The organism is Bacillus sp. FJAT-27986, assembly GCF_001685035.1.
GTDB lineage: Bacteria > Bacillota > Bacilli > Bacillales > Pradoshiaceae > Pradoshia.
This window is the reverse complement of sequence record NZ_MAYV01000015.1, coordinates 257,781-276,474: the sequence shown is the minus strand read 5'-3', so window position 1 is coordinate 276,474 and position 18,694 is coordinate 257,781. Positions and strand designations below refer to the sequence as shown.

Here is an 18,694-nt window from a genome sequence, read left to right as displayed (position 1 = left end):
AATTCACTTATTGGTGCGAATGTTCGCTTATATTATTAACAATCGTTATTTGGCCTTTAGAAAGGCGAATCGTTTGATCTGCAATGTCAGCAATATGCTGATCATGCGTAACGATGATGACACATTTATTTTCCTCATGTGCCAGCTGCATAAATAACTTAATGATGTCTTGAGCGGTATCCTCATCGAGGTTTCCAGTCGGTTCATCTGCTACAATTAAATCTGATTTACAGCAAAGGGCTCGTGCAATGGAGACACGTTGCTGCTGACCGCCACTCAGTGTGAGCACCTTTTGTCCAGCCTGCTTTTCATCGATGCCCACTTTTCTAAGCATCTCGAGTGCATACTGTTTTTTGTCCTTAACCTTATTTCCGGTAATCTCCATCGCTGTAGTGACATTTTGTAACGCAGTCATATAGGGCAGTAAATTATAGGATTGGAAGACAATCGAAACATATTTATTTCGAAACGTGGTATATCCGATTTTTCTAATATCTTTTCCTTCGTATAATACCTGTCCATCCTTAGGAGCATCCAGCGCACTCGCCAAGGCGAGAAGCGTAGTTTTTCCTGAACCGGAAGGACCGACAATTGCATAAAATAATCCTTTATTAAAAGAAACATTAATTTTCTTTACTATATCATGCTGTTTATTATTATGTCTGTACCAATAACTTAGATCCTTAAACTCCAATAATGCGCTCATTTACGGTTCCTCCTAATCCTGTCTTGAAAGTATTGCTTTTGGCTGCAATCGAAGTATGGATAATGATGGGATCAATGTAGCCAGGATGGCAATCAGTAAACCAATACCGGTTAACATACCAAGATCGGAAGCAGTTACTTTAACATCTAGATCATCCACTTGAGCTGTTTCCACCTGTGCCTGATTCGGTGCACCAGGAGCGTTTCCTCCTCCTCCCATTCCAGGGCCCATACCGCCTTCCATTTGCATTCCTTTACCGCCAAATGGATCCATTGTGGATTGTGTATCCGTTTCTACTTGTTGGGATAATAATTGATCGCCGATTTTATCAGCTGCTACATTACCAGTGACAGAAGCTATACCAAGTGCAAATACAGCAATGATTAGTATTTCTACAATAAACTGCCCTATCAACTTGCTCTTCTTTTCTCCAATGGCCAGCAGTACGCCCATTTCATATTTACGCTCCCGTATACCAAGCATTACAATCAGTCCTAAAATAATCGCACCTGCAATAGTCACGAGATAGACAACGTTCTTAGAAAAGGATGCTACATTGTTAATTGGTTCAACCATTTGTTGATACAACTGATCGTTGGCATCCAATTTAAATATGTCCGTATCAATAGCTCCGGTCGCTTCTGCATCCTCAATAAAAGAATCCGTATCCGCTGGGTCATTCATGTAGTAGACTGCGCTTTCGATTGTATCCTTGTAATCTTCACCCTTCAATTCATTAACAAGTGTGTATGGTACATATACTTTGTTATACGGATTCATGGCAGTGAAGTTCATCATACCTGAATCAGTAGATATTGAAGAAGTTTTGTAAATGCCGATTATTTCGACTTCAACAGTTGTATCTTCATCTGTTGAAGAGGTCACCTCTAATTGGTCCCCAACTACCAATTCGTTCTCTTCAGCCAGTGTCTCTTCGATAATGGCTACATTTTTATTTAAATGGTCATCTGATAGATGAGTGCCCTCTACCATTTCGGCATCTCCATCCATAAATTCGCTTGTTGTATCTGTAAAAGCTACTCCCTGGAGACTAATATCGGCATCCGCCATACTTGGACTGATGCCTCCTCCAAATCCCGGACCTTGGCCATTTTTGTTCGTTTCATTTGTTGTACTTGTTGACTCTGTTTCTATTGGATCAAAATTTCCAGCCACTCCAAATGTAGTAGAATAATAGTTATATCCTTTTATCTGTGACAAAGATAGTAATTCATTGGCATCCTCAACCGCGACAGGCTCTTCCATCAATCTAACAGGTTCTCTATTTTCACTGTTTTCTTGATTTTCACGTTCCTGTCGCTGCTGCTCCATTAATTTTTCTCGATCTGCACTTAGTGTGACTTCACTGCCAAGACTCTGTTTTGCGAGCTCTGCTGATTTATTTGCCGCTGTCTGAATTGAAAGACCTGATAAAACCAGCACGCAGATAGCAGTAAATATAACCAACTGCAAAATGCTCTTCCCTTTTCTGGCTTTTACACTTAAAAAAGCCCTTTTTATAAAGTTCATCTTTTTCATCCTTTCTGACAATCTATACCGGGTAAATCCTTAGAAAAGCTTTTCTATAAAAAATCTTACGACCATAATGTGTCGATAAAATGTCAAACAAAACTAAAAATATTTGTGTAGGCGAAACTATTATATTTGTATGAAAAGCTTTACAATTGACGTTAGAAATGTTGATTATGTACAGTTGAAAAGAATATAACTATTAATATAACCGCTTGATACATAGATTTTTTTATACTTCATAGACACATAACTATCTAAGCATTTTGAGCGGTTTTAGAGGAGAAACTCATGGAAAATAAAAAAATATTGCCCGTTCTATTCCTGGTCATGTTTTTAGTGATGGTTGGCTTCGGGATTATCATTCCGGTCCTTCCATTTTTAGCAGAAGAGGTCGGCGGCACGCCTACTCAACTTGGCTTACTAATGGCAGTTTATTCGTTAATGCAGTTAATTTTCGCCCCGATTTGGGGAAAGATATCAGATCGAATCGGCAGAAAACCAGTTATGTTAATTGGTATATTTGGTTTGGCTTTATCATTCTTCATCATGGCCATAGCCGACTCACTATGGTTAATGTTTGTGGCACGGATCATTGGTGGTATCCTTTCCTCAGCCAATATGCCAACTACCATGGCCTATGTAGCAGATATTACGACTGAAGAAGATCGTGGAAAAGGAATGGGGATTATAGGAGCAGCGACCGGGTTAGGCTTCATCTTCGGTCCGGCAATTGGCGGGATTCTTTCAAAATCCAGCTTAAATACGCCTTTCTTAATTGCCGGAATCCTCTCTACTTTGACGTTCTTATTAGTACTTATTGTTCTTAAGGAATCCTTAACAGCTGAACAGTTAGGAAAACAAAGCTCGGGCAACAAATCGATGTGGATGAATTTTAGCGGTGCTGCTTCTATTCTGTTCGTGCTTCAATGCGTCGTATCTTTGTCTATGGCTGGTCTTGAAGCAACTTTTGCTTATTTTGCCGCTATTAAGGCTGGAATTGATACGGTCCAGCTAGGGTATATCTTTATGATTATGGGATTTGGAAGCGCGATTGTGCAGGGAGGACTCATTGGAATTATGACGAAGAAATGGGGAGAAGGCCGAGTCATTCAAATCGGGCTAATCGTTTCAATCATCGGGTTTATACTAATCCTATTTACCAATAGCTTCTGGACTGCAACACTCTTTATAACAATCTTCGGGTTAGGCAATGGGCTTATTCGTCCAGCTGTCACTGCATTGCTGACAAAGACCTCAACAGGAGGACACGGCAGCTCAACCGGACTACTTTCATCCTTTGATTCCCTTGGCAGGATCATCGGCCCGCCACTTGGAGGTCTACTGTATTCATTCGCCGTTGGGCTCCCTTATATTTCAGGAGCTATTCTGACTGTAGGTGCATTATTGCTTTATCAGGTTTACCATGCTCAGGCAAGAAAAGTTCAAGCTTTATAAAATTATAGTATTGAAGCCTTCGATTTTTACCATCGGAGGCTTTTTTGTTTTATAAGAGGTAATCTTAAGCGCTATGGGCAGGCGCTGGCTGGTTTTTTCCTCAATCCGGCTTGATTATTCCTGCTTTCCGCTGGTTTATTCACCTAATTGGCTGGTTTCTGCCTCTTTCCCGCTGGATTTCCTGCCGAATCGGCGGGATTCCCCCTGTTACTCTCCCTAGAATATCCTAATCATCAGTTTCCTTTCCGCTATTTCACTTGCAATCTAGATTCGGTCTATATTTAGGAGGAATTTTGAGTGAATTATAGAATATAGGTATATCATAACTAACATTTTGTTAGCGGGGAGCCTTTACTTAATTTTATGCAACTTAATGGCTAGTAAGTTAACCGGAAGGATTCATGCTGAAAGAAGGAATATGATTCTTTTTGGAGAATTGAATATACATGAAACTAATTATGGACTTGGGAGACTTCTAATGGAACTTACAATAAGTAAAGATTATTTCAACGAGGCATTATCCGATGTTAGCAGGGCAGTGACAACAAAATCGCTTTTACCAATTCTAACAGGCATAAAGTTGGTCGCTAAGGAGGATTGTTTAATCCTGATTGGCAGCAATTCCAATATTGCAATAGAAAAAATAATTCCTTTAGAAATGAACGGTATCCGGATATTAAACATAGATGAAACTGGCAGCGCAGTTCTTCCAGCTAAATATTTATGTGAAGTTGTAAAAAAATTATCTGATGATATTCATATAAAGGTAACTGGAAATAACGTAGCTAAAATTCAATCTGATGAAGTCATGGTATACCTAAATGGATTTAATCCTGGCAAGTATCCCACTTACCCTTCAATAAAGACAAACCATTTTATACAGATACACAGCTCTGCCTTAATGGAAATAATCAAACAAACTACATTTGCAGTCTCCAAAAGTGAAACAAGACCTGTTCTAACTGGTGTGAATATGTCGTTTAAAGAGAATAAGCTAACCTGTGTTGCGACCAATTCCCATCGACTGGCTTTAAGGAAAGTACCAATAAACTCACAAATTGAAGCTTCTTTCATTGTTCCTGGTGCCAGCCTTACTGAGCTCACAAAACTAATGAATAATGAAAAAGATCTTATACATATTTACATATTAGACAATTATATCGTATTCAAATCGTCGACTACCTCATTATATTCCAGACTTATTGAAGGTAATTTCCCTGGCATCTCTAAACTTATACCAGCCGATTCGAAAACCGTCATGATACTAGATACAGTAAAGTTATTAAAGGGGATAGATCGGGCTCGGCTGTTTGCAAGTGAATGGAAAAATAACAATATATTGATTGAAATGATAGATGGTAAACAAATAAAGATTGCATCAAACTCAACAGACATGGGGAAAATCGAAGAAATAATGGATATCAGAATGGTTCAAGGTGAAATTAATTTAAGTATATCTCTTGATGGAGAATTTCTACTCGATGCTTTAAAAGCCATAAAAGAAAAAGAAGTAAAATTAAGTTTTGGCGGATCCTTAAGACCCGTCTTGATTGAACCAGTTAACAATCCGTCTCATCTTCACCTTATATCCCCTGTACGATCGTATTGATGTAAATCTATTTCTTTGAAAAAAAATAACGGCTGCTTGTACACGGCAGCCGTTATTTTTTATTGAATTCTGTTTTCAACTGCCTGACATACTTCCTCAGCAGTAAGACCATCAGCGTTGATCACTGAAGCTTTTGTTGCTGTATCCTGCATACCCATTACGTTAATATCCAGGCCGGATACAACACAGCAGTCACACCCTTGTGTGTCATTTTCCTGTTTTAATTCGATTACATTATGTCCTTTATCACGTAAAGCTTGTTGAACGTCTGATAAAGATTGCTCCACACCAATTTTAGCCATAACATCCACCTCCTTCTTATGTAAATTGTCCATTAAGGCGACAAATTATACCAAAAATGCAGAAGGTCAATCGAAATATTGGTATATATATTATTATTACTGGTATAGCATTTAGTATTACAATCATGTTAATATTTGAGCAAAACTATTTACTTATAACCAATTTAAGACTATTATTCTATAAAAAGGAAAGAAAAGTGGTGTGAAAATGAAGTCAACTGGGATTGTTAGAAAAGTCGATGAACTCGGCAGAATTGTACTGCCGATTGAACTTAGAAGAACTCTTGATATTAACATAAAAGATTCTATAGAGATTTTTACGGATGAAGACAAAATTATCCTGCAAAAATATACACCGGGTAAGGCTTGTGCCATTACAGGTGAAGTCAGTAATCAGAATATTTCATTAGCCAATGGAAAGATTGTGTTAAGTCAGGAAGGATTACGAATACTAAATTCAGAATTAAATCGAGTGATTGAAAGATAAAAGGCGATTCTTTATCGCCTTTTACCTCGAATTCAAGAGAATTTTGTACTTTCCAGCATAAACGCTAATATGTTTCAATTATTGAACATTTAAATTTACAAAAAGATCACGTAAAAAAGATTAACATCCTTTGAGGCACCGAGTTGTTCTAATCCTTTATGCAGCCGTCCAACTTTCTGATTTATCATGCAGGCAAAACAAAAAGCATGAGTCCAGTAAAGTACCGAACTCATGCCCTAAATCATCTGCAAAACAATATGTCATTTACTCAATTATTCTTTCACTAGATCCTCGATTGAATCTATATCCATGTAAGTAGGAACAACGAGTCCACTCTTGGCACCTTTTAGATTTGGACCCAGATCGGTTAAATCTTCCTTATACTTATCATAGTAGGCATTATGAGTTAATGGCAGCCAAGCCGCAACCATGGCATCTGCTTTTTGATTGGCAATTGATGCAAACATCGGCCCAATTTCTACCTGCTTTAATTCCGGACTATATCCATGCATTCTTAATACTTCACCAATAACATTTGTTGATGCGATCTCTGACTCCCAGGCAACATAGATTAGACTAATACTTTGTCCTTCTCCCTTTTCTGCACCTGTCAGCCATTGATCCACCTTATTTGGATATTTTTCAATCCATTTGGCGGCTGCCTCTTTTGGTGTCATTCCTCCTTCCATGTCCACCATTACCTCTTCCATATCAGCTGGAGTCCAGTAAAATTGATCTAAGATTTGTTCTGCTCCAGGCAACTCTTCTTTCAAGCCTTTTCGGACCAATGTATGGATGTTTTCACTTTGGCCATATACATTCTTGGGATCATCTAAATATTTCAGATCATATTTTTGGAACTTCCAATGCGGTGTCCAACCTGTCAGAATAATTGGATCCTGATTATCGTAAGCTTTTTGAAGCTCAGCAACCATAGCAGCAGATGATCCTTCCTGCAAAGTCCAGTCTTCTTCCAGTCCATATTTCTTCAACACTTCTTCAGTTGCTGACATAATTCCTGCTCCAGGCTCAATACCCACAATTTTATAATCCACCTGATTGCCCACATAAGCATCATCTTTTGTACCTGTTTCTGCAGAAGAAGATAATGCTATATATGCGTATCCTCCAAGGAAAATTAAGATGATGAAACTATAAACCCATTTCTTAGCAATTACTCTTTCATATACAGGAGTTCTGAGGTTTTGCGATAATCTGTCTAAAATAATTGCAATGATAACAAGTGCTAAACCAGCTTCGAATCCTTCACCTACTGCTATTTGCGAAACGGCACGGTATACCTCGGCACCCAATCCAGGCGCACCAACAAGGGATGCCATAACCACCATAGATAAAGAAAGCATGATACTTTGGTTGATTCCGGCCATTATCGTTGAAACAGCCAATGGCAGTTGGACCTTTGTGATTTTCTGCCACGTGGTGGAACCAAAGGCTTGAGAAGCTTCTATTAAATCTGCCGGAACCTCCCGGATTCCTAAGTTCGTCATTCGAATCGTCGGCGCAACAGCGAAAATAAAAGAGGCCACGATTCCCGGAACGACTCCAATTCCAAAGAAAAGGATGGCAGGAATCAGATAAACGAAGCCAGGCATCGTTTGCATGAAATCCAGAATCGGCATTACAATTCTCTTCACCGTATTACTCTGTGACGCCCAAATACCAATTGGGACTCCGACAATAACCGTAATCAGTACGGATGCCAATACTAATGCCAATGTTTGAATCATAGCATCCCATAATCCCAAATTATCAATCAATAATAATCCTATAAACGTTAATAATGCCATGCCCCAATTATTTGTATATAAAACTAGCAGAGTAATCAGGATAATTAACAGAATGGAAGGTCCTAAGCCCAGTACTTCCACACTTGTATCAATAATAGTTTGAATGAACATCGAAATCCAATTAAATAGTGGTCCACATACTTCTGTTACCCAATCAATAAAACGATCTACTCCAGAAGCTATCGGTAATTTTTCTAGGTTCATTGACTTTCCTCCTTATCTTGGAGTACATCTTTGTTACCAGCCAATGCTCCAATGACAACACCACGTACAAGAACACCCTTCAATCTGTTAGCTTCATCAACGATTGCTAATGGGATTTGTGCATTTGCCATATCGTCGAGCAAATCAGATAGAATCGTATTTTCCAATGCTGTTGGCACTTCTTTTGTCATGACCTCTTCTATAGGGATTTTCTTTAGAATAGCTTCTCTTGCCTGGTCGGCGGAGAGCGCCCCAAGCAGTGTCTGCTTGCGGTCTACGATAAATATACTGGAGTATCCCCTGTCTTTCATAATTTGTAAGGCAACACGAGGACCTCTGTCAATTGTAATACGTTCCGCCCGAGTCATAATCGAAGACGCAGTCAGAACATGTGACAAATCGATATCTTCAATAAATCGTTCAACATAATCATTGGCAGGATTCATCATGATTTCCTCAGGAGTTCCCACTTGAATTACCCTGCCATCACGCATCAAAGCGATCCGGTCACCTATTCTTAAAGCTTCATCCAAGTCATGCGTAATAAACACAATTGTTTTTTTGTAATTATCCTGGATCTCCAGCAGCTCATCCTGCATGCTTTTGCGGATAAGTGGATCAAGGGCACTAAATGCCTCATCCATAAGAAGAATATCTGTATCACTGGCCAAAGCCCTCGCAAGTCCAACACGCTGTTGCATCCCGCCGCTCAACTGGGATGGATATTGATCTTCATATCCTTTTAGGCCAACTACTTCGAGTGATTCCATTGCCTTCTGTTTTCGTTCCTGTTCAGGTATTTTTTGAATTTCCAATCCATACTCTGTATTCTCCAGGATAGTTTTATGAGGAAATAGGGCGAAGTTTTGAAACACCATACTAATTTTCTTTCTTCTAGTTTCACGTAATTCAGCCGGTGACATGTTAACTATATTCTCATTATCAATCAAAATCTCACCGGATGTCGGGGCAATTAGACGGTTTAACATTCGAATCAACGTGGATTTCCCACTCCCCGATAACCCCATAACAACAAAAATTTCTCCTTCATAGATATCAAGATTGGCATTATTAACCCCAATCGTACATCCTGTTTTCTTTAAGATATCTTTTTTTGAAGAGCCCTGCTTCAATAATTCAAGTGCAGATTGTGGAGATTTTCCAAACACTTTTACAACATTTTTTATACTTATTTTTGGCTGCAAACAACCACTCCTTCTATGTATTTTTTTGAAACAAACCATTTTCCCCTACTTATTACTATATCCTATTTCGGGAAAATCTAAACTTTTTTGCTCCTTTATACCCTTTTGCATAAGAATTGACACTAAAAAAGCCCCTCTTTTATGAGGGGCCAGACATTCAATTTATCAAATTCTATTCTTCTTCACCAATTATTTTTACTTCTGTTTCCAGGCTGACGCCAAAATTAGCTTTAACCGTGTCCTGAACATGCTTAATCAGCGCCAGATAGTCAGTAGCAGTAGCATCGCCAGTGTTAATGATGAAACCGGCATGCTTTGTAGATACCTGTGCTCCACCAATTTGAGCCCCTTGCAAACCGCTATCCTGAATCAGTTTACCCGCAAAATAGCCAGGCGGACGTTTAAATACACTTCCACAGGAAGGATACTCAAGCGGTTGCTTGGACTCCCTTAAAAAGGTTAACTCATCCATTTTTTCTTTAATTACTTTTACATCTCCCGGTACTGGAACAAAACGGGCTTCTAAAACGATATAATTTTGCTTGGCGATCAAACTGCTACGGTAAGTAAGCTCCATCTCATCCTTCGTCAATGTAAGAAGCTCACCCTTCTCATTTAACACGATAGCTGACTCAATGACCTGTGAAATTTCTCCACCGTAAGCACCAGCATTCATATACACAGCTCCACCGACTGAACCAGGGATTCCGCAAGCAAACTCTAATCCCGTCAGCTTCTGTTCTAAAGCAAAGCGGGATACATCAATAATGGTTGCTCCGCTCTGGGCAATAATTTTCCCATCTTCCATATAAATCTTATCCAAATGATTTAGAATCAGGACAATTCCTCTTATTCCACCATCTCTAACAATTAAATTCGACCCATTTCCTAAAATAGTCAACGGTATATCATTCTTATTTGCATAAAGTATCGTACTTTGAACCTCTTCATAGGTTGTAGGCAACACCAAAAAGTCTGCATTCCCACCCGTTTTAGTAAATGTATATTCACGTAAAGGTTCATCCTGTTTAATATGTTCTGCCTGAATAATCTGCTGCAATTCTTCAATTGTTTTTTGTTTATTCATACTCTCAACCTTCTGAATTTATATTTGTCATATCTTATTATATACATGATTCACTCTGGTAAATCACTGCAAATGGTTGGAAATCGCTAAAACTACATTCATGAGTACAACGATAATCCTGTTTGAGATATCTTATAAATCAACCTCATTGACTATCATACTATAAATGTGCCCTATTAAAAAATAGTAATATCTATATCATGATACATCGATTTATTTAAGTGAACCATTTTTCTTTATGTATATGACATATACCTAAACTAATGTGCAAAAAAGCATCATCCCTTCTTAAGGATGATGCTACGTACACACTCTAAGCCCTTTTAATCTCTAATCTTCTTGCAACTAAGGATAAACCGTAATTAACCACAAAATACATAAGTGCAACAAGGAGCAGGATGGGATAAATATAGTTCCCGTTTTGCGCGTAAATAATCTGGCCGTTATGTGTCAGTTCTGGCAATGCAATAATAACCGCTAATGATGTATCTTTTAACAAGGAAATAAACTGACTAACAATAGGTGGAACCATGTTCCGCAAGGCCTGTGGCAAAATAATATGAATAAGTGTCTGCATATAATTTAAACCTGATGAACGGGCTGCTTCTATTTGTCCTTTTGGCACTGAGTTTAAGCCACTTCTGATAATTTCTGAGATCATAGCAGATTCAAAAATGGTTAACGCCATAATGGCAGCAGTCGTTACACTCATATTCAAGGACCAGCCTCTGCTTGGATCCTGTAAACCAAAATAAACAAAGAAAATAATTAGGATTAGTGGCAGATTTCGAATCGTTTCTACTATAACCGCCACAACCTTTGATAACAATGGTATCTTGGCATAACGGATTATTCCTAATATCCCCCCGATAATAAAACTAAGGATAATAGAAATTACAGCAACCTTTAGCGTAACAAGAAATCCATCTACTAAAAATTTGAGATTATCGGGCGTATATGCTCCTGCAAAATCCATGATTACGCCTCCTTACGAGCTTTTTTCCAGGTGTTTTTCTAAATAGCCAACACCTAAACTTAGTGGAATGGTGATAACCAAATAGAATATAGCAACAAAAATATAGACATCAAATACAACAAATGTGTGGAGAGAGATCAAATCAGCCTGATACATTAATTCACCGCCGGCAATGACAGCCAAAATGGATGAATTTTTAACTAAATTGATAAATTGATTGCCTAATGGAGGAATTACAACTTTTATAGCCTGAGGCAAAACAATCATTCTCATAGCCTGCCCATAGGTTAAACCTGATGAACGGGCTGCTTCCATTTGCCCTTTGTGAATTGAAAGGATCCCCGCACGAATGGCTTCTGCTATAAAGGCAGCTGTATAGATCGTTAATGCTAATGATCCCGCCGCAAAGCCTGGCATTTTCGCTCCATAATAAAAGATAAATGCAATGATCAATAAGGGGATATTTCGGACAAATTCAACATAGGCAGTCCCAATCCAATTTAGTGGCTTGAACGGCGCAATCCTCATGACTGCAATCAATGCCCCTAAAAAAAAGCTTCCTACGAGGGCTAATAAACTAATTTGTATCGTTTTTAAAAAACCCTCCAAATACATATCCATATTTTCTGCGAGTATAGAAAAATCCAGCAATTGATTCACTCCTCTTAATCAATCAGGATGAGCATACATGCCCATCCTGATCGGAGAAATTATTTATTTTCGATCCATTTATTAAGTATCTCATCATAAGTTCCGTTATCTTTAATTGTTTTTAGAGCTTTATTTAATTCATCCACTAATTCTGTATTACCTTTTTTAACAGCGATTCCATATGGCTCTTCCGTAAATTGTCCGCCAACTAATTCATACGAAGGATCTTCATCAACCATTCCATACAGGATGGCATCATCCGTTGTTAAAGCATCTCCTTGTCCGGATTTAAGTGCTGTAAAAGCTTCTGCATAGTTTTCATATTGCAGAACTTCTGCATCCGGTGCTTTTTCTGCTATATTAATAGCAGAAGTAGAACCTTTAACAGCAAGAACTTTGGTACCTGCTTTTAAATCATCTATGCTTTTAATTTTGCTTCCCTTTTTAACAAGCAATGATTGACCTGCTTCAAAATAAACATCTGTGAAATCTACTTCTTTTTTACGTTCCTCTGTAATTGTCATAGTGGCAACAACAGCGTCAATTTTTCCATTCTGTAGCAGTGGCACACGCGTTTTAGAAGTTACTTCTACGAACTCTACTTTATTTTCATCCCCGATTACCTCTTTAGCCAATGCTTTTGCAATGTCCACATCAAAGCCTTCTACTTTACCAGTGCTTGTATTTTTCAATCCAAACAGACGTGTATCATTTTTCACACCAAATACGATTTTATCTTTATCCTTAATTTTTTCCAGACCGTTTTCAGATGATCCTCCGGTTGTTTCTTCTTTACTACCGCAGGCTGTCAACATGAATACAGCAATGATTGAGAGTATTGATACCTTCCAAAACTTTTTTAATGACATTCTTTTTCCCCCTTATTAATGATTTAAAATACGGCTTAAGAATGAACGAGCCCTTTCTTCCTGTGGATTCGTAAAGAATTCAGCCGGTGTGGATTCTTCTAAAATTTTTCCTTCATCCATAAAGACAATACGATTAGCAACCTCTTTCGCAAAGCCCATTTCATGCGTGACGACAACCATCGTCATGCCTTCCTTCGCCAGCGCTTTCATAACATCCAATACTTCACCAATCATCTCAGGATCGAGAGCAGAGGTTGGTTCATCAAAAAGCATAACTTCCGGATTCATCGCTAATCCTCTCGCAATAGCAACACGCTGTTGCTGCCCGCCGGAAAGCTGGGCAGGAAATGCATTTGCCTTATCAGGGATACCTACTTTTTCAAGATATAGTTTTGCGGTCTTTACGGCTTCCTCTTCAGACTTACCCAACACTTTCATAGGAGCCAATGTTATATTTTGAAGGACTGTTTTATGAGGATATAAATAAAAATGCTGAAATACCATACCGATATCACGACGAAGCTCGTTGATATTTGTCTTTTTATCCGTCACCGAAATACCATTTACTTTTAAAGTACCGCTATTAATCGCTTCGAGACGATTAATACATCTGAGCATCGTACTTTTACCAGATCCCGAAGGTCCAATTACGACTACTACTTCTCCCTTTTCAATTTGTAGATTTATATCTTTTAGAACATGAAAATCACCAAAATACTTATTTACATGATCAAAGACAATCAAAATACTTCCCCCTTGCTGATATTTGCGGCAATATTTTATATTTTCTGATATTATATGGACTACTTAGAATTATATGTATATAAAGTTTGTCCGTCAACCAAATTAAAACAATGTTTTCCATTTTTGGGGTAATTATACTTAGATAAGATTCATGAAATAACCTCTTATTATCATGGGAATATACTATTTTATTATCTGTGTGTAGTGGTTTAATCATTCTAATAGAATTGAAGTAGCAAATTCATCTCATCTAGATGTAAAACTTGCTGTACTAAGAAGTGTCATACTCTGAGGTAATAGAAATGTAGATCTAAAGATGTTTAAAAGGAATATTTCCTCCGATAAATGAAAAAGCAAAATAGGAACATGTTACTACATTTGTTCAATCCTATTTTACCTATATTTCATCATATAATTTAGATTTTACTGGTATATTATAACATTATCAATCATATTTTTTAAAAATTATAACATATTCTACTTAAACCAGCCTTTTTCTTTAAATCGAGAGATAGCTTCTATTCGATTATTGACGTCCAGTTTATCAAGTATGACAGAGATATAGTTTCGAACCGTCCCTGTTGTTATAAATAGTTGATTGGCAATTTCCTTCGTATTTTTCCCATCAGCTATTAAGCCCAAAACCTGCTGTTCACGTTCCGTAAGAGGGTTTTCCTCTTCATAAATCATGTCAACCAGTTCGGGTGAATAAATACGTCGTCCATCCATAATAACCCTGATAGAGTTGGCCAGTTCTTCACTCGGACTGTCCTTTAACAAATACCCGCGTACATCCGCTTTTCGTGCCCTTTCAAAATAACCTGATCTCGCAAAGGTTGTAAGTATAATTACTTTGCATGCGCTTCCTTTTAATTCTTCTGCGACATCGAGTCCACTTTTTCCAGGCATTTCTATATCCATCACACAAACATCTGGCTTATGCTGTTTGATCATGGATATAGCTTCCTCTCCATTTTTAGCTTTACCAACTACCGTCATATCTGGTTCTAAATCTAACAATGCGCCTAATGCACCAAGCAGCATTCTTTGATCTTCAGCTATTACGATTTTAATCATGCCATTACCTCCTGTTGAACGTTCCGCTCTATCAGTGGAATTTTAAAAATTAATTCTGTTCCTGAATTAACCCGAATATCAAGGCTTCCATTCACAAATTCAAGCCGCTCCCTCATTCCCTTTAATCCATTCCCTTTACCCATTTCTTTTTCAACAATTCCTGTTCCATTATCCTGAATAATCATTGTTAATTCTGTATGCGTTTTTTTAATATCGAGTCTGCATTCATTGGCCCTGCTATGCTTCACGATGTTAGTAATAGCTTCCTTTAAACACATACTCAATACATTTTCCACAAGCAGCGGAATCTTCTGGATACTCTCTTCTCCTTCAACATAAAATTCCATTTGAGCTGCTCTCAATATTTGCTTGATACGGATTAATTCATCCTCCATTTTGGTGCCCCTCATATCAGCTACAATGTCACGCACTTCTTTTAATGCTGTTCTTGCAGTCACTTGAATATCTTTCAATTCATTCTTTGCCTGCTCCGGATTTATTTGTACCAGCCTACCGGCCAAATCACTTTTCAGTCCGATCAACGAGAGTTTCTGACCAAGAATATCATGTAAGTCCCTTGCAATTCGCTGGCGTTCCTGAAGCTTAACTAAATCTGATATTTGTTTGTGAGCATCTTTCAGCTCAGCCTCCAGCCTTTCTCTTTTGTGAATATTATAGGAGCTCAATGGAAGTAAAATAACACCAATTACACATATTAAAATAAAAGGAAATTGTGAAAAGAAGAGTGGATTCTGAGTAATGAATCCCCAATTAACCGTCAGTACTGTGCCTCCAACATGAATACCATATAAAATAAAGAAACCTACCTTATTCTCAACAGTTCCAATATAATAAGCCAGAAAGAGCGAAAAATAAACAAACCCAAATATTAATGACATAGCGATACAAATCGCCATTTGGATTCCTACCCAGAAATAAACAAATCCACCTTTCGAAATAGCTGAAATACGATTGCTTATAAAAAATAACAGAATAAGAATGATTCCTAACACAATCATAAAAATGGATTTTGCATGAAAAATAAAATAGAAAGGGAGAATACTAAATACGAGCCAAACATAAAGATTCAGTCCTTTATTAGTTGGAAATAACTGATTCAAAGCATTCAATTGTCCTCTCCCCCTCCATTAATTTTACTTCAGCATATACCAGTAAATAAAAAAAATACAGTAAATTTACTGTATTTTTTTGTAACATCTAAATTATGACTTTACCTTACCAGCACGCCTATTTATGTCTTTAAAGCTCACAAAGCCTTTACCTTTTTCATCCCATAAGCGAAAACGGATTGCCTTTAAGCTTGAAGATATCGTAATGGTTGTAGCTTGCTGTAAAGGAGCAGTCTCATTATGGACTTTTTCAAGATGATAATTTGGTACTCTTGGGCTTAAATGATGGACATGGTGAAACCCTATATTCCCCGTCACCCATTGAAGAATTCTTGGAAGCTTATAATAGGAGCTTCCGTCGATTGCCGCTTTGACATAGTCCCAATCTTTTTCTTCCTCAAAATATGAATCTTCAAATTGATGCTGTACATAGAATAACCAGATTCCCAGAGCACCTGCAATAAACAAGATCGGCAATTGAATCAATAAAAATTCTTTCCAACCGATGAGCAAGCACATAGATGCATATATGACGACGATAGATAGATTGGTAATATACGTGTTTATGCGTTCTTTTCTTCTGGCACCCTTACGATTGAAACGATTTGTAACTAAAAATAAATAGATAGGACCTAACCCAAACATGACAATTGGATTCCGATATAGTCGATATATTAACTTTTCCTTAAACGAGGCCATCTTGTATTCCTCGACAGTCATAATCCAAATGTCTCCGGTTCCACGCTTATTCAAATTACTGCTTGTCGCATGATGAATGGAATGACTTCTTTTCCACTGTTCATATGGAAACATGGTAATAACTCCAGTTATCGTCCCTAAAATATCGTTCCATTTCCTATTTTTAAAAAAGGATTGATGGCAGCAATCATGGAAGATAATAAATAATCTAATAACAAATCCGGATGTAAGTACCGCAAAAAACAATGTCAGCCAATACGAAATCTCCAGGCTTTGATAGGCAGCAAACCAAAGAATTAAAAATGGAATAAATGTATTTAGAATTTGTTTTACGCTTGATTTTGTATTCGCCTTTTCATAGGGAGCAATTTGTTTTCTTAAGGATATATTCTTCTCCTTGGACATTTTATTCACCTCTATAACAATATTTATTCTTAATGTTATAGAATAGTTCAACTCCAAACTAGTCATAAACGTCAATAGGTGAACATGACATATGTCATATACAAACATTTTTGAATAAACTGAATAATTCATTTGCAAATCAAAAAAAATTAAACTATAGTTAATGTAATCACTTACTTAAAGGAGGAATGTATTATGGAAACTCAAATCGTAAATATAGTTTCTGTCAATTTCATATCACAGCCCTCTGGTAAGGATGCATAAAATTCCTTTATTTTAACATGATTGAATTTGCATATTTCCGTGGGCTGTGTGCGCCCACGGTTTTTATTTGTCCGAATCTGTCTATAACACAGAAACGACATAAAGGAGACCAACGTATTTGGCCTCCTTTTTATTTTGCAATCAAAACAATCATTTGGAGGAATTTAAATTGAATTTAAAACAATTAGGCTGGAATCAGCATTTTGAAGAAGCTTTCAAACAATATAGCCATAAAGAATATACAGTAGGCCGTGTAGCTTTGGAACATAAGGGTATGTATCGTGTTTTCTCGGAAGATGGTAATCTTTTAGCTGAAGTTACAGGCAAAATGCGTCATGAAGCAAAGGAAAGCTCCGATTTTCCTGCAGTCGGTGATTGGGTTGCCATCACTTCCCGAAAAGAGGAGCAAAAAGCAACCATCCACGCAGTACTGCCAAGAAGAAGTAAATTCTCAAGAAAGAAAGCTGGAGTGACTACTGAAGAGCAACTTGTCGCAGCCAATATCGATACCATTTTCTTAGTCAATGCACTTAACACCGATTTTAATATGCGCAGGCTGGAACGTTACTTATTGATGGCTTGGGAAAGCGGAGCAAATCCTGTCATTATTTTAAGCAAATCTGATTTATGTGATGATGTTGATCAAAAAATCAGAGAAGTAGAGGCAATCGCATTAGGTGTACCCATTCATGCTATCAGTGCGGAAAACAGGATGGGTTTAGAGCAATTAGACCCTTATATCCAAGAAGGTAAAACAGTTGCTTTACTTGGTTCATCTGGTACCGGTAAATCAACATTAACAAATGTACTATACGGCGACAGCATCCTAGAGGTTAAATCCATTCGGAAAGATGATGATAAAGGGAGACACACAACTACACACCGAGAACTAGTTATCCTTAATGGAGGAGGGATCATAATTGATACTCCCGGAATGAGGGAATTACAATTATGGGAAGCCGACGAAGGAATCAGTCATAGTTTCACTGATATAGAAGAATTAGCTTCACAATGTAAATTCACAGACTGTAAACACAAAACCGAACCAAGTTGCGCAGTACAGGAGGCAATATCCAATAAAACGCTGAGTAAAGAACGCTTTGCCAGTTACCTAAAACTCCAACGCGAACTCGCCTACCTAAACCGAAAAGAAAACCAACGCGCCGCACTCGCGGAAAAAGCTAAATGGAAAAAAGCAAAAGGCTGAGACGGCTTGCCCAGAAGCGAGGAGCATAAGACAGGAACTCGGAAGGAGGTGTTCTCCCTCCTGTAGAGTTCATACTTATGTCCTGAGCTTCTAGCCGTCGAAGCTAGATTAAGCAAAAAAATGAAGGGCCTAGCTCAGGAGCTCGGAAGGAGGTGTTCTCCCTCCTGTAGAGGTCATGCTTATGTCCTGAGCTCCTAGGCCCTGAATCTGGATTAAGCAAAAGGCTGAAGGGCTGGGTTAAGGAACGAAGACTAAATTCGCCACATCCTGTGGTAA

Annotated in this window: 17 protein-coding genes; 4 read left to right on the top strand and 13 right to left on the bottom strand. The window is 37.9% G+C overall.

Annotated elements, in window-relative coordinates; all coding sequences use genetic code 11:
* Positions 1-7: 7 nt before the first annotated feature.
* Together A8L44_RS12245 and A8L44_RS12240 are read right to left on the bottom strand one after the other, a co-directional pair.
* On the bottom strand, positions 8-706 hold the full coding sequence (locus A8L44_RS12245; RefSeq protein WP_066106398.1) for an ABC transporter ATP-binding protein: 699 nt from the start codon (positions 704-706) through the stop codon (positions 8-10).
* A gap of 12 nt (positions 707-718) precedes the next feature.
* The gene (locus tag A8L44_RS12240; protein WP_066106395.1) at positions 719-2,236 is read right to left on the bottom strand and encodes an ABC transporter permease; all 1,518 of its coding nucleotides are present in this window, start codon (positions 2,234-2,236) and stop codon (positions 719-721) included.
* A 291-nt stretch (positions 2,237-2,527) separates the two neighbouring features.
* On the opposite strand from A8L44_RS12240, the gene A8L44_RS12235 reads away from it, so the two are divergent.
* Positions 2,528-3,694: an MFS transporter gene (locus A8L44_RS12235; RefSeq protein WP_066106392.1), complete on the top strand. Its 1,167-nt coding sequence runs from the start codon at positions 2,528-2,530 to the stop codon at positions 3,692-3,694.
* A gap of 478 nt (positions 3,695-4,172) precedes the next feature.
* Positions 4,173-5,303, top strand: a complete 1,131-nt coding sequence (gene dnaN, locus A8L44_RS12230; protein WP_066106897.1) for a DNA polymerase III subunit beta — start codon at positions 4,173-4,175, stop codon at positions 5,301-5,303.
* 59 nt (positions 5,304-5,362) lie between these two features.
* Here dnaN and A8L44_RS12225 read toward each other — a convergent pair whose 3' ends face one another.
* The gene (locus A8L44_RS12225) at positions 5,363-5,605 is read right to left on the bottom strand and encodes a YkuS family protein (RefSeq protein WP_066106389.1); all 243 of its coding nucleotides are present in this window, start codon (positions 5,603-5,605) and stop codon (positions 5,363-5,365) included.
* 208 nt (positions 5,606-5,813) lie between these two features.
* Here A8L44_RS12225 and A8L44_RS12220 point away from each other — a divergent pair, with 208 nt between their 5' ends.
* A complete protein-coding gene (locus tag A8L44_RS12220) occupies positions 5,814-6,092 on the top strand; it encodes an AbrB/MazE/SpoVT family DNA-binding domain-containing protein (protein ID WP_066106388.1) in 279 nt (92 codons plus the stop codon).
* A gap of 272 nt (positions 6,093-6,364) precedes the next feature.
* On the opposite strand, the gene A8L44_RS19385 is transcribed toward A8L44_RS12220, so the two are convergent.
* The 10 genes from A8L44_RS19385 to A8L44_RS12170 form a co-directional block, all read right to left on the bottom strand.
* Entirely contained in the window at positions 6,365-8,104 is a 1,740-nt protein-coding gene (locus A8L44_RS19385; protein ID WP_066106386.1) for a glycine betaine ABC transporter substrate-binding protein, read from the bottom strand.
* Positions 8,101-9,309, bottom strand: coding sequence for a quaternary amine ABC transporter ATP-binding protein (locus A8L44_RS12210; RefSeq protein ID WP_066106383.1), 1,209 nt, complete (start codon positions 9,307-9,309; stop codon positions 8,101-8,103). The genes A8L44_RS19385 and A8L44_RS12210 overlap by 4 nt, the downstream gene beginning before the upstream one ends.
* Before the next feature lie 172 nt (positions 9,310-9,481).
* Positions 9,482-10,396, bottom strand: coding sequence for a UDP-N-acetylmuramate dehydrogenase (gene murB, locus A8L44_RS12205; RefSeq protein ID WP_066106379.1), 915 nt, complete (start codon positions 10,394-10,396; stop codon positions 9,482-9,484).
* Between the two features lie 313 nt (positions 10,397-10,709).
* Positions 10,710-11,372, bottom strand: coding sequence for an amino acid ABC transporter permease (locus A8L44_RS12200; protein ID WP_066106376.1), 663 nt, complete (start codon positions 11,370-11,372; stop codon positions 10,710-10,712).
* Between the two features lie 12 nt (positions 11,373-11,384).
* Positions 11,385-12,020, bottom strand: a complete 636-nt coding sequence (locus A8L44_RS12195) for an amino acid ABC transporter permease (RefSeq protein ID WP_077248128.1) — start codon at positions 12,018-12,020, stop codon at positions 11,385-11,387.
* 62 nt (positions 12,021-12,082) lie between these two features.
* On the bottom strand, positions 12,083-12,892 hold the full coding sequence (locus tag A8L44_RS12190) for a transporter substrate-binding domain-containing protein (RefSeq protein WP_066106370.1): 810 nt from the start codon (positions 12,890-12,892) through the stop codon (positions 12,083-12,085).
* Between the two features lie 15 nt (positions 12,893-12,907).
* Entirely contained in the window at positions 12,908-13,636 is a 729-nt protein-coding gene (locus A8L44_RS12185; protein WP_066106365.1) for an amino acid ABC transporter ATP-binding protein, read from the bottom strand.
* Between the two features lie 477 nt (positions 13,637-14,113).
* On the bottom strand, positions 14,114-14,713 hold the full coding sequence (locus A8L44_RS12180; RefSeq protein ID WP_066106362.1) for a response regulator transcription factor: 600 nt from the start codon (positions 14,711-14,713) through the stop codon (positions 14,114-14,116).
* On the bottom strand, positions 14,710-15,843 hold the full coding sequence (locus tag A8L44_RS12175; protein ID WP_066106359.1) for a sensor histidine kinase: 1,134 nt from the start codon (positions 15,841-15,843) through the stop codon (positions 14,710-14,712). The genes A8L44_RS12180 and A8L44_RS12175 overlap by 4 nt, the downstream gene beginning before the upstream one ends.
* Positions 15,844-15,936: 93 nt before the next feature.
* Complete coding sequence (locus A8L44_RS12170) at positions 15,937-16,947, bottom strand: fatty acid desaturase (RefSeq protein WP_066106354.1); 1,011 nt, start codon at positions 16,945-16,947, stop codon at positions 15,937-15,939.
* A gap of 433 nt (positions 16,948-17,380) precedes the next feature.
* On the opposite strand from A8L44_RS12170, the gene rsgA reads away from it, so the two are divergent.
* The gene (gene rsgA / locus A8L44_RS12165) at positions 17,381-18,418 is read left to right on the top strand and encodes a ribosome small subunit-dependent GTPase A (protein ID WP_066106894.1); all 1,038 of its coding nucleotides are present in this window, start codon (positions 17,381-17,383) and stop codon (positions 18,416-18,418) included.
* Positions 18,419-18,694: the final 276 nt, after the last annotated feature.